General features: G+C 67.9%; 12 protein-coding genes. All 12 read right to left on the minus strand.

The genetic code is table 11. The annotated features are described in order from the left end of the window. Nucleotides 1–6: 6 nt before the first annotated feature. The 12 genes from ACFWU3_RS29805 to ACFWU3_RS29860 all read right to left on the minus strand — a co-directional run bounded on the left by ACFWU3_RS29805 (nt 7) and on the right by ACFWU3_RS29860 (nt 11,954). Nucleotides 7–630, minus strand: a complete 624-nt coding sequence (locus ACFWU3_RS29805) for a GyrI-like domain-containing protein (protein ID WP_384443888.1) — start codon at nt 628–630, stop codon at nt 7–9. Nucleotides 631–843: 213 nt separating this feature from the next. Continuing rightward, nucleotides 844–2,631: a carbamoyltransferase gene (locus tag ACFWU3_RS29810; protein ID WP_384443890.1), complete on the minus strand. Its 1,788-nt coding sequence runs from the start codon at nt 2,629–2,631 to the stop codon at nt 844–846. A gap of 49 nt (nt 2,632–2,680) precedes the next feature. Next, entirely contained in the window at nt 2,681–3,073 is a 393-nt protein-coding gene (locus ACFWU3_RS29815) for a pentapeptide repeat-containing protein (protein ID WP_313944434.1), read from the minus strand. A gap of 7 nt (nt 3,074–3,080) precedes the next feature. Then, complete coding sequence (locus ACFWU3_RS29820) at nt 3,081–4,118, minus strand: DUF4872 domain-containing protein (protein ID WP_384443893.1); 1,038 nt, start codon at nt 4,116–4,118, stop codon at nt 3,081–3,083. Then, the gene (locus ACFWU3_RS29825) at nt 4,115–4,870 is read right to left on the minus strand and encodes a DNA alkylation repair protein (RefSeq protein WP_384443895.1); all 756 of its coding nucleotides are present in this window, start codon (nt 4,868–4,870) and stop codon (nt 4,115–4,117) included. Before ACFWU3_RS29825 ends, ACFWU3_RS29820 begins: the two co-directional genes overlap by 4 nt. Further along, entirely contained in the window at nt 4,867–6,363 is a 1,497-nt protein-coding gene (locus tag ACFWU3_RS29830) for a B12-binding domain-containing radical SAM protein (RefSeq protein WP_384443897.1), read from the minus strand. The genes ACFWU3_RS29825 and ACFWU3_RS29830 overlap by 4 nt, the downstream gene beginning before the upstream one ends. Nucleotides 6,364–6,372: 9 nt before the next feature. Then, a complete protein-coding gene (locus ACFWU3_RS29835) occupies nt 6,373–7,257 on the minus strand; it encodes a carbon-nitrogen hydrolase family protein (RefSeq protein WP_384443899.1) in 885 nt (294 codons plus the stop codon). Beyond that, nucleotides 7,257–7,961, minus strand: coding sequence for a class I SAM-dependent methyltransferase (locus ACFWU3_RS29840; protein ID WP_384443901.1), 705 nt, complete (start codon nt 7,959–7,961; stop codon nt 7,257–7,259). The genes ACFWU3_RS29835 and ACFWU3_RS29840 overlap by 1 nt, the downstream gene beginning before the upstream one ends. Then, on the minus strand, nt 7,951–9,324 hold the full coding sequence (locus ACFWU3_RS29845) for a coproporphyrinogen-III oxidase family protein (protein ID WP_384443903.1): 1,374 nt from the start codon (nt 9,322–9,324) through the stop codon (nt 7,951–7,953). Before ACFWU3_RS29845 ends, ACFWU3_RS29840 begins: the two co-directional genes overlap by 11 nt. Further along, on the minus strand, nt 9,324–10,295 hold the full coding sequence (locus ACFWU3_RS29850; protein ID WP_384443905.1) for an ABC transporter ATP-binding protein: 972 nt from the start codon (nt 10,293–10,295) through the stop codon (nt 9,324–9,326). Before ACFWU3_RS29850 ends, ACFWU3_RS29845 begins: the two co-directional genes overlap by 1 nt. Beyond that, nucleotides 10,288–11,106, minus strand: a complete 819-nt coding sequence (locus ACFWU3_RS29855; protein ID WP_384443907.1) for an ABC transporter permease — start codon at nt 11,104–11,106, stop codon at nt 10,288–10,290. The genes ACFWU3_RS29850 and ACFWU3_RS29855 overlap by 8 nt, the downstream gene beginning before the upstream one ends. Further along, entirely contained in the window at nt 11,103–11,954 is an 852-nt protein-coding gene (locus ACFWU3_RS29860; protein WP_384443909.1) for a carbon-nitrogen hydrolase family protein, read from the minus strand. Before ACFWU3_RS29860 ends, ACFWU3_RS29855 begins: the two co-directional genes overlap by 4 nt. Nucleotides 11,955–12,001 lie beyond the last annotated feature (47 nt).

Genomic DNA, 12,001 nt, shown 5'->3' on the forward strand with positions numbered 1-12,001 from the left:
CGGGAATCAGCTCCCGGTGGATTCGACAGGCTGGCGCAGGATGGTGCGCAGCCGCGACGGGTCGGTGCGCCGTGCGTCGGAGAGGTAGATCTCGTGGTGGTCCCCGCGGGGCTTGAGTCCCTGCTGCGGCATGTACTCGTCGTGCATCCGCGCGATCGTGGGCCCCTCCTCGTTGTAGGGGCCGATGTGCAGGACCTGGACCGCCTTGCCCTCGTGGAACTCGCCGAAGCGGACGCGGTCGCCGGCGGCCAGGTCCTTCTTCTCGATCGCTCGCTTCAGACCTTCGCCGACGATCTCGTCGGTGATCCAGTCCGGCTGAACGATCATGAGTCGCCACTGCCACTCGTTCTCGTCGCGTGACGACGTGAAGGCCTTGAGGTCGTCGGCCGACCACAGCCCTTCCAGCGGACCGACGGTGTGTTTCCTGCCGAGTTCGTCGATGGCGAGAGCACGGACGGCGTACGCGGTCGCGTACAGCGCGCGCACGATGTCCGCGTACAGCTGCGATGTGTTGGGGCTGCCCTCACCGTCCGCCATGAGGAACTTCATGGCGGGCACATCGACGACCTCGAACCTCTTCTTCGCGGTGAACAGGCTGCGCAGGTCCTTCTTCACGTCATAGTTCAGCATGGATGGACTCAGTCCCGAGAGGTGACAAGCGGCAGTGAGCATGCCGAGCGGATGACCGCTCCGTGCACGTGGCTCGGCTACCTACCGTATGGAGAATCCTCAGGATGTCACGCCCACCCGCGGTGTGCCCGGGATGCGCGGGAGAACGACCCGATAGAGCGGACGGGGCACACGGCGGTCTCGAACTGCCGTACGTGCGCACCGCCTTCCGGATCACTTCCGCACGGAGCGCCGCACGAAGAAGGTGTCGAGTACCAGGTGGTCCATCTCCGTGTTCAGGAAGCAGGCCAGCGCGTCCACGGGAGAGCAGACGATCGGCTCACCGGCGACGTTGAAGGACGTGTTGATCAGGCACGGCACCCCGGTCAGCTCGTTGAAACGGCGCAGGACCTGCGCGAGCCGCGGGTTGGATTCGTCGGTGATCGTCTGGATGCGGGCCGTGCCGTCCACATGGCAGGCGCCCTGGATCACTTCCCGGTACTCGGGTCGCACGGGGAACACGAACGTCATGTACGGCGAGGAGTGCTTCCTGCCGGTCTCGAAGACCTCGGAGGCGCGTTCCTCCAGGACGACGGGCGCGAAGGGCCTGAACTGCTCCCGGTGTTTGATCCGCTCGTTGATCGAGTCCTTGATGCCGGGGAAGCGGGGGTTGGCGAGAATGCTCCGGTTGCCCAGGGCGCGGGGCCCGTACTCCATCCGCCCCTGGAACCATCCGATGACGCTCTCGTCCTCCAGCAGCGCGGCCGTCTCGGCGGGCACCTGCTCGGGGGCGACCTCGCGCCATTCGACCTGCTGGGAGAACTTGTCGAGTGCGGCCAGGATGTCCTCGCGGTCGAACGCGGGACCGAGATAGGGCGATGGGCCGGGCCGGGGCGCGTCACCTGCCTCCCGGCTGGCGTGCAAGGCGGCCCCCAGCGCCACCCCGACGTCGGACGCCCCGAAACTCACATCCATGTCGTCGAAGCGCGAGCCCTCCAGAAGCTTCGTGTTGTTCACGCAGTTCAGTGCGAGGCCGCCCTCGAAAACCAGCCGGGGCATCGCGCTCCGGCGCTCCAGCACCCTGAGTTGCGCGGCCGTCACCACTTCGATCATCTGCTGGGCGGCGCTCGCGACACGCACCCGGAAGTCGAAGTCCTCCCGGCGGGAGGGATCGCCGTCGAAGATGCGGTCGAACAGCGCGTAGTAGGCGGGGACCGCGCTGGCGGGGTAGGCGATCGTGTAGGTGCCGTCGGGCAGCATCTCGACCACATGCTCGAGGAAGGGGTTGTCCGCGGGCGGCGGCGCATAGCCGGCCAGCCCCATCACCTTGTACTCGTCGTTGTTCGGCACGAAGCCGAGATATCTGGTCACCACCGAGAAGAGCATGGCCAGGGAGTGCCGCGAGTCGATGCTCACGTCGTCGAGGACCCGTACCTTGCCGTCACATATCTCTCCCATGATCGCCGAGAGCCACTCGGCGCGGCCGTCACTGACCACGAACGCGGCGTCGCCGCCACCGGCCAGGTGGTAGCCGGTCATGAGGTGGGCGAGGTGATGCGGCACCAGTTCGAGCTTCCGCGGGTCGAGATGGTGGCCGGTGTGTTCGAGGAAGTCGGCCAGGATCGCCTCCTTGCTGAACATGGCCGCGTAGGTCTCCGCGAGGCGGTCGAGCCGAGAGAACTTCTCCGCCGTGCTCGCCGAGTGGTCCTCGGTGATCTCGGCGATCATCCGGTCCATCACCTCGTCGGAGAACTGCCAGGAGAAGGCCACCACGTCGACGTCGTCGAAGGAGACACCGCCGGTCTCCAGGCACCAGTTCATCGCGTTCACCGGGAACTCCGATGTCTTCTTCACCCGGTTGAGCCGTTCCTCCTCGACCGCCGCCACCAGCTCGCCGTCGACGATCAGGGCCGCCGCGGAGTCATGGCCGAACAGCAGATGACGGTCGATTCCGGTCGCCCGGTAGAGGCGGGCGAACAGCTCCGCGGCCTTGCCGAATCCGTTGTAGCCCAGGACGATCATCGGGAACTCCTTGCCTGTTGACGGCGGATCGAGACGGTGGCGCCCACGGCTACTCCGGCCAGATGGTGAGGTAGTCGGAGATGACCTGTGACCGCGTGAACGATGGATCGAGGTGCGCGCCCGTGAGGTCGGCGCCGCTGAGGTCGGCACCGTCCAGGCTGGCTCCCACGAGGCGGGAGTTCACCAGGTCCGCGCGGATCAGATAGGCCTCGCTCAGGTCGGCGCCGTCGAGGTCGGCGCCGCGAAGATCGGCGGACATCAGATACGACGCGCTGAGCTGGGCCCCGCGCAGATCGGCATGGGCGAGATCCGTCCCGCTCAGGTCGGCACCCGACAGGCTTGCGTCACGCAGATCCGCCCGGCGGCCCTCGGCTCTCTGCCGTCGTGCGTACTGATTCCATATCGTGGGTCCCTGCTTCAGGACCGCTTCGTCCGCGTCCATGCCCCTCCTACACGGTCGTCAGGCCCGCCAGGGCCCGCTTCTCCAGATCCATGGACGCGCGGACGGAGGTGACGACCTCGTCGACGAGACCCTTCAGTTCCGATTCCTCGGCGCAGGCGCTGCGTGCCAGCAGCGCCTTCCCGAGCCCGGTCCAGTGCTCCGCGCTCTGACCGAAGAGATCGGCCGCTTCGGCGTACCGGGGGTTGTCGCAGTGCTCGGAGACGGCGCTCAGGAAGCGCGCGATCACGGGACGGAACATCCCGCCCCCCGTTCCGAAGGACTCGATCTGACGCCCGAGATGCAGGAGTTGTCGCGCCAGAGCGCTCGTGGTGATGACGTGCCCCTGGAGGTCGACGTCCTCCACCTCGCCGCGCTTGCTCGCCGGCCAGGAGGGGGCGGTGGTCGTCAGCACCTTCATGGCGGGGATGCCCAGGCTTCGGCTCCCCGGCCTCAGCACCTCCCGGCTCAGGGTGCGCACGGCGACCGGACCCACCAGCCCCAGCCGGGGGGTGTTGCGCGGTGACCCGAACGTGTAGGTCCGCCAGTCCGGATTCAGTGGCGGCGAACTCCGGCTGGAGCGCGCCGCGTTGAGGTCCTCGGCACGGACCAGCACGCTGCTGTCGTACGCCGGGTCGGACACCTCGAACTCGCCGTCCGCCGTAGCGCGGACGACGTTGACGAAGTACCCGCCGAACGAGGCCCGGCCCTCCAGCCCCCAGTAGGGCATGAGGCCGATGTCGACCCGCGTCGTGACGGCCGGTACCGCGTCCAGCAGCGCGGCGAGCCCCGCGGCGGACTTGGGGGTGTGCGCGTGGACCTCGACGCCGAGGAGCCGTGCCGCCCGGAGCGGCATGACCACCTGCTTCCCGACGATGATGTCGGGGGTGTTGCCCCGGGTGGGGAAGTACGAGAAGCCGAACCCGCCGTCCAGGCCGAAGATGACGTGCTCGTCGACGTCGTGCCCGCCGGCGGCCAGGATGTTGCGCTGGCAGGCGCTCTCGCTGTGGATGCCCGGCCGGTGCACGTAGCCGTTCTGCTCGCTCACGCGCGCACACCTCCGTCGAGTGCCATGAGTGCGGCCCGGTCCTGGGCGCCCATCCCTTCGAGCGCGTACCGGAAGGTGTCGCGCCTCATCCGCGTGTGCCAGGTCCGCAGGTACTCCCCCACGGCCTCCGGATGCACCTGCGCGGTGACCTTGAGCACCCATCCCACGCCCTTTTGGACGTAGAACTCCTCGTCGGACATCAATGCGGTGCAGTTGTCGAACACATGGCTGATCGGGAGCTCGTAGACGGCCTTGCCCACCTGGCGGCGCACGAACTTGACCACCGCCACGTTGGCCGCCCGCCTGGCCCAGGGGCCGCCGTGGATCCACGCCCGGGTCCGGGACATGTCGTCGAGGTGACCGAGGAGGTAGGGGTAGAGCAGTTTGAGGCACAGGTCGTCGCACTGGGCCCAGTTGGTCACATGGCGGTCGAGCCAGAGGCGGGCGTGGTCGAGAAGCTCTCCGCCCAGCTGCTTCTTGGCCACCCGGTGCAGGAGGGCGAACCCGGCGAGCGTCTCCTCGTGGTGTTTCGACTGCGCGATGAGCGTGTCCGCGATCGACAGCCGGTCCGCGGGCGAGAGATCCGGGTGTTCGCCCACCCAGCGGTACGTCAGGTCGGCGACGGCGCGGTTGCCCACGCCGAGCGCCGGCACAGGGGTGCGGAAGTAGCGCTGCATCCCGTCAGCGAACGCGGGGTCCGCATGGCGTGCGAGCAGCTCACGCAGTTCGGCGGCTGCGGCCTCGGGGGTCATGCGGGTGCCCCGAGTGTGAGGGCCACCGGCTTCGACTTGGGCCGAGCGGGCTTCAGACGCGTCTTGTCCGCCATCACATACGTGTACTCACGCTGCATCTCGGCGACCGTCTCGGCCGAGTACTGTGCGCGGTCGCTCAGGCTCTGGCCGCTCAGCCCCCACCACAGGTACCAGTTCTTGTGGCTCAGATAGGCGTTCCGCACGAAGTCGAGGGTGTCCCGGTCCCGCACGATCTCGGGCTCGACGTAGTAGGCCGGGACGAAGGTGCCCTGGCCCTCCTCCATGATTCCGGCCTTCACCGCCTGCTTCAGCAGCTTGGTGCCGCTGAGGATCCGGATGCCGAGGTTGGCGTAGATCTGGGCGGGGTTGAGGTAGCGCTCGGTGAAGTCGATGGACTCGCGCAGCGCCGCGGATGTCTCGCCGGGGCCGCCCAGGAAGACGCAGTGCGTGTGCTCGATGCTGCTGGCGGTGAACCAGCGGTCGACTTCCACCACCCGGGCGAGGTCGAAGCCCTTGAGCAGATCGGCAAGCGCCTCGTCGGTGAACGCGTCGGTGCCGAGGTCGACGCGGATGCAGCCGGCCGCGGCCAGCAGCTCGACGAACTCCGGTGTCACCGCGTTGGGCGTCAACTGGCAGTACCAGGGGACGTCGAGCTTGGCCTTGACCATCTCGTTGCACACGTCCGCCGCGTAGTCGAGCGGGAAGTTGAAGGTGGCATCGACGATCTCGAACTCCTTGACCTCCGGGTTCTCGAACATCGCCCGTTTGATCTCGTCCACCACCGCCGCCGGTTCCTTGAAGCGGTTCCCCTTGCCCTCGGTCTTGCGGATGATGCAGTAGGAGCAGTACAGCTTGCAGCCGCGCTTGGTCTGGAGGGTCTCGATGGCGGGCTGCGTGTCGCGGGTGAGGTCGGACGCGGCCGACACTCCTTCTTCGAAGTACCGGGGGTCGTAGAGGGACCGGTCGGGCTCCAGTGCGCCGATGTCGAACCCCGTGTTGGGCGGATTGTGGACGAAGCAGCCCTCGTCGTCGACGTAACAGAGGCCGGAGATGGTGTCGAGCGAGCCGCCGACCTCCAGGTACTGCAGCAACTGCGCCATGCCGACCTCGCCCTCACCGGCGATGCCGAAGTCGGGCTGGGCGTACTCGAAGAACGCCAGGGGCTCGACCGAGAAGCCGGACCCGCCCAGCACGACGGTGGCTTTGGTGTACTTGCGGACGCATCGCACGATCTTCTCGGTGAGGGGGCCGAAGAAGATCGGGTCGACGAAGGTGAGGTTGTCGAGGTTGCGGACGGCGATCCCGACCACGTCGTAGGTGGTGGACGTCAGCTTCTCGCGGACGGCCTTGAGCTCGCGTGACTCCCACAGGAGGTCCAGGACGTCGACGTCGTGTCCGGACTTCTTGATGGCGGCACCGATGTAGGCCATGCCGATCGGCAGGGCGGGCCGGGGTACTCGGATCTTGTTCGTGGATATCAGGAGGACTCGCATGGAACGCTCCTACGTCTGGAGGGCCGCCGTGGCCGGTCCGGTTGCGGTGGCGGCGTCGGCGACGGGCCGCCAGTAGGTGCCCGGCCGGGCGTCGTTGCGCAGTGTCGCCTTGTCCCGGTAGCGGCGCATCCGGTCGATGTCGACCTCGACGATGCCCACGCCCTCACCCTCGGCGAGCAACACCATGCGTTCGTCCCCGTCCTCGAAGTCGAAGCGCTCCGACTCCAGGAAGAGGGGGTCGGCCAGGATCTGGCTGCGCCCCATGTAGCCGAAGCCGGCGTAGAGGTTGTTGCCGACGCCGGAGGCGAAGGCGAGAACGCACTCGCCGTCGACCGCCCGCACCGGCAGACGCATGTCGACCAGGTACGTGAACATGTCCGGCACCAGGGCGGAGCACACGAGCACGTCCACCCCGCGGCGCAGATACTCCCTGGACACTTCGGGGAAGTTGACGTCGTAGCCCTGCATGAGACCGACGCGCCCGATGTCGAGATCGAACACGGGGTACTCGGTACCGCCGGCGAGGTAGCGGCTCTCCAGCTCATGGCGGTGGACGCGCCGGTAGGTGCCGCGGAGTTCCCCGGTCCGGTCGATCAGCACCGAGGTGCTGTAGTACGAGGCGTCCTCACCCCGCTCGAGCAGTCCCGCGACGATGTGGACCCCCAGCTCGGCGGCGACGCGGCACAGCTGGTCGGTCGCGTCGCCGGGGATGGGAACCGCCACGTCGGCGACTTCCAGGATGTTGCCCGAGGTGAGGAACGCCTCCGGGAGGCAGACGAGGTCCGCGCCGTCCGCGGCGGCCTGCCTGACATAGCGCTCGGCCCGGCGCAGGTTGGCCGGCTCCCGCCCCAGCTTCGACTCCATCTGGACGACCGCGATCCTGAGGCGGCCCATCACATGCTCACCGGGGTGACGGGGCGGTTGGAGATGACGAGACCGAGATCCTCCTCCACGACGTGCCAGTCGTCGAGCCCGGCCTCACGCAGCAGCTCCTGTGCCTGCTCCGGCGAGTAGGCGGCCTTGAGCGAGCGCATGAACTGCTCGCCTCCCTCCTTGACGAACTGGAGGATGAACGTGATGTGCCCCTCTTCGGCGAGGCGGTTCACGTCCTCGATGAGGACCGTCCCGCCCGGCTTGCAGATGCGCGCGGCCTCCTTGAGCGTCTCCACGGGGCGGCGCCAGCGGTGCAGCGAGGAGAACGAGTAGACGATGTCCGCGGAGTCGTCGGCGAAGGGCAGCCGGCTGAGCTTGGAGTGCTCGAACTCCACATCGCCCGCCATGTTGGCCCAGACACAGAGGGTCAGGTTGTCCTCGGCGACGTCCACGAGGTTGTTGTGCTCCTCGACGCCCGACACGGCGACTTCGGGCAGACGGCCGGAGACGTGCAGGGACAGGAGCCCCGTGTTGAACCCGATGTCGACGAAGTCGGTCATGCCCTCGTGGTGGGCCGCCAGGATGCGCTCCGTGGGGCGCTTGTACGCCATCAGGGCGGAGCGGCGCATGCCGAGGTCGTAGGCGCGAACGGCCTCCATGTCGGTGAAGGGCTGTGTCAGCGGAACCCTCTCCGCGAGGTCGAGCAGCGGCGCCTCAACAGTCATGGCAGCCTCCCTGGGAATCACCGTTGACGATGGCAAGAGGAAGGGAACGCTGGGGGGAGATGAAGCCGGTGATGTCGGCCCCCAGGTGTTGCGGATACCGGCGGAACTCCGGCGAGTAGAACGCCTTGGAGATGTTGTCGAGGTAGTACCAGCCCTTGGGGCCGGTCACCTCGATGCCGTCCTCCGTTATCTCGACGAGTCCCTTCTCGACGAGGTCGGAGATCTCGTCGGCGAACATCTCCATGAAGTCCACGCCGTGCAGTCGCATGAAGCGCTCACGGTTGACCCGGCCGGCCTTGACGCCCAGCACCATCGACCTGCGGATGGCCTCCGGCTTGGGGATGTGCCGCCCCATCGAGATGGGCAGGCGTCCTTCCCGCACGGTCTGGACGTACCTGCCGATGTCGGGTTCGTTGAAGTACCAGTGCTCACGCAGGTGGCCGGTGGCGGTGGGCCCGAGCGGGATGATGGGGATGTCCTCGCTCCACGACGTCTCGCCGTACTTGGGCTGGTAGCCGGGCTTGGCGAAACAGTCGCCGTAGTAGCCCAGGAAGCCGTTCTTGGTGAGCTTGTCGGCGGCGAAGAAGAACATGTCGTCGACGGTTTCGCGGTCCGGGACCGGCGGCAGCTTGCGGCGCTTGGTGGAGACCTGGGCGAACTCCATGTAGGTGTAGAACGACACGCAGGTGACGCCGAGTTCGATCGCCACGTCGAGGCTGTGCTCCCAGCCCTCCATCGTCTGCCCGTTGATGCCGTGCATGAGGTCGATGTTGATGTTCTCGAACCCGGCGTCCTGCAACAGGCGGATGCTCGCCTTGAGCATCTCCGGGTCGCTGGGCCGGCCCAGGTTCTTCAGCTCCTCCTCGACGAACGTCTGCACGCCGAGGCTGATACGCCGCACGCCTCGTTCGAGCAGCACCTTCGCCTTGCGCTCGGTGATGTCGATCGGCGTGGTCTCGATGGAGAAGTCGGCGTCGGGCGCGAAGTCGAAGCTGTTGTGCAGGTGCCCGAGCAGGTCGTCGAGCTGCTGTGCCGTCAGCGAGGTCGGCGTGCCGCCGCCGATGTATCCGAGCGTGATCCGGTGGTCCTGGATGTACGGCCGGCTCGCGTAGTTGGTGATCTCGGCCTTGAGCGCGTCGAGGTAGGCCAGGGTCAGGTCGCGCTCCGTCTGGAACTTGATGTACGGGCAGCTGAAGCACAGCCGGTTGCAGAACGGGATGTGCATGTACACACCCATCGGCTTGGGCGGGAACACCTCCTCCTCGGTGACCATGACGTGCTTGGTGGGGTACTGCCGGACCCACTCGCTGTCCCGTTCCGGGTATTCCTTCCAGAACGGCATGCTCGTCGTGGTGATGCTCATCAGCTCTCTCCCCATCCGTCGTGTTGGGCGATGGTCCGGACGATCTCCGCGAGAGTGGCCCGGTTGTAGAAGGCGGCGCGGAGCCTGATGCCGCCGGCGTGCGCGCGTGCGACGATCTCCCCGAGCGCCTCGGGGTGCTCACCGTCGTGCAGTTCGACGTCCGCACCGGCGGGCGTCGGGTGGACCGCCCGGACGCTCTCCTGGCTCAGGAGGAGCCCTTCGGACCACTCCTGGAGCGGCCCGGGACCGGCGTCCGGATGGGATTCCAGGACGAGGCGCGGGCTTCCCGCCGAGCGGGCGATGTCCTCCAGCGAGGCGTCCTTGACCTGCCGGCCCCGGTGGAGGACGACGACCGAGTCGGCCAGGGCGTCGAGTTCCTGCCTGTGGTGGCTCGCGTAGAGCACCGCGACCCCGTCCTTCTTCAGGCCGGCCAGCATGTGCAGCAGCGTCTGCCGTGCGGCGGCGTCGAGGCCCGCGGTCGGCTCGTCGAGGATCAGCAGGTCGGGCCGGTGCGCGACGGCCGTGATGATGTGGAGCTTGCGCTGGCTGCCGCCCGACAGCGTCCGCACGTACTGACCGGCGAAGCTCTCCAGCTCGGCCAGGGCCAGGAGTTCGCCCAGCCGGGCCGGCTCGGCCCGGTGGAGGCGGAGCTGATGGCGTACGTACGCCTCGACCGTCACTCCGTCGGGCAGTTCCTTGGACTGCTGCACATAGCCGATGTGGCCGCTCACCCTGCCCCAGCGCCGGGCGTCGGTGCCGCACACCCTGACCTCTCCGGCCCGGGGCTTGAGCAGCCCGGCCACGAGCCGGATGAGCGTGGTCTTACCCGCGCCGTTGGAACCGATGACCGCGACGCCCTCACCTGCGCCGACGCCGAAGTCGATGTCCCTCAGGCCGAACTCGGGACCGACGCGGTAGGCCAGGCCGGATACCTGGAGCACCGGAGTGCTGGTGTCGTGTGTGCTAGCCACGGCCGATCCTTTGTCTGAAGGCGTACGCCGACACGCCCACCGCCACGACGGCGTAGGCGACGGCCAGGGTGAGGATCTCCACCGACGGCGAAGGTCCCTGTCCGGTGGCCGCCCTGAACAGTTCGACGTTGACGGAGAGCGGGAGCCGTTCCATGACGTCACCCACCCACCCCAGGTTCTTCAGGGGGAAGAAGACGCCGGCGAAGTACATGAGCGGGATGACGATGATGTTGACGACGGCGGGGAACGAGATCTCGTTCGAGAAGGTCGCCACGACGACACCGAGACCCGCGAACGCCAGGCACCCGGTGACGAAGGCGAGGATCGCGAGCGGTACGGACTCGACGGCGGCGTCGAACACCACGAGGCCGAGCACCAGCACGGCGGCGAACTGGAAGAGGCACTTCAGCGTCACCCCGACGAACCGCGCGAGGAGGAACCCCGAGTACGACAGGGGCGAGAGGATCAGGTCCTCGATCGTGCGCCGGTTCCGGTCGACGATGATCGTGTAGCCGACGGAGTAGGTGCAGCTGAACATGACGCCGGCGGCCAGGATGCCGGGGAAGACGAAGTCGAAGAAGTTGGCCGCGTCCGCGGTGGGACTGGCCATCTGGTCCGTGGCCGCGCCGAACGCCAGCACCATCGACACGGATGTGAGGAAGGTGGAGACGGCGTACAGCCTGTTGTCGAAGAACTGGCGAAGGTCCAGGGCCACCAGCCGGAACACGTCTCCGAGCCACTGGGACACACTGAACCGGGGCCCGGGCGAGGACGCGCGAGCGTTGCGCCGCCGGTACGCGGGCGCCGTCATGGCCCCTCCCAGATGTAGGAGGTGCGCCAGGTCGCCACGGTGTCCTCACGGAACGGAAGGGCGGCGCCCGCCTTTCTGCGTTGACGCGGGTACAGCGTGGCGGTCGCGACGCCCTCGCGGCTGCCGGCCGGGACCTCCGCCAGCACGTCGGCGTCGTCCGTGGTGACACCCTCGGTCAGGCCGTCGACGATGCAGCTCCGGCCCACGTACGGCATGCCCACGAACCGGTTCTCCCCGGTGCAGCTGCTGAACACGAGGGCGGTCGCGTTGTCGGCCGCGCGGGCGCGCGCGAGCGACCTGACATGGTGCGAGAAGTCGGCGAACAGGTTCGCGACGCACACGATGACGTCGACGCCCTGGACGAGGAACCGTCGGCTCGCTTCCGGGAAGCGCAGGTCGTAGCTGACCTGGAGGCCGATACGGCCGAGCGGGGTCGTGATGGCGTCGAGGGGCTCCCCGGCCGCCAGGTAGTCCCGCTCACCGGCCCACAGGGACGCCCGGCGATAGAGCCCGAGCAGATCACCCGCGGGACCGACCAGGACGGCGGCGTCGTAGATGTCCCGGCCCTCCGACAGCAGGACACCGGCCGCGATGTGCATACCGTGCCGCTGCGCCTGGCCGGCGAGGAAGTCCATGACGGGTCCGTCCAGCGGAGTCGCGTCCTCGCGTATCGACGGGAAGTTCACTCCGGTGGCGAAGCACGCGGGCAGACACGCCAGGTCGGCGCCCTGCCCGGCAGCGGAGGCGAGCAGCTCTGCCGCACGGGCCTGGTTCTCCTCGCGTCGACCCGGATCGATCTGCGTCTGGACGGCGGCAAGGGTGAGGCCTTGACCGCGGAACAAGCTCAACGTGGGACTCCTCGGGGGGTCGTGATCGTCGTTGTGGTGACATGAGC

This window comes from Streptomyces sp. NPDC058685, assembly GCF_042714725.1.
Classification (GTDB): Bacteria; Actinomycetota; Actinomycetes; order Streptomycetales; family Streptomycetaceae; genus Streptomyces.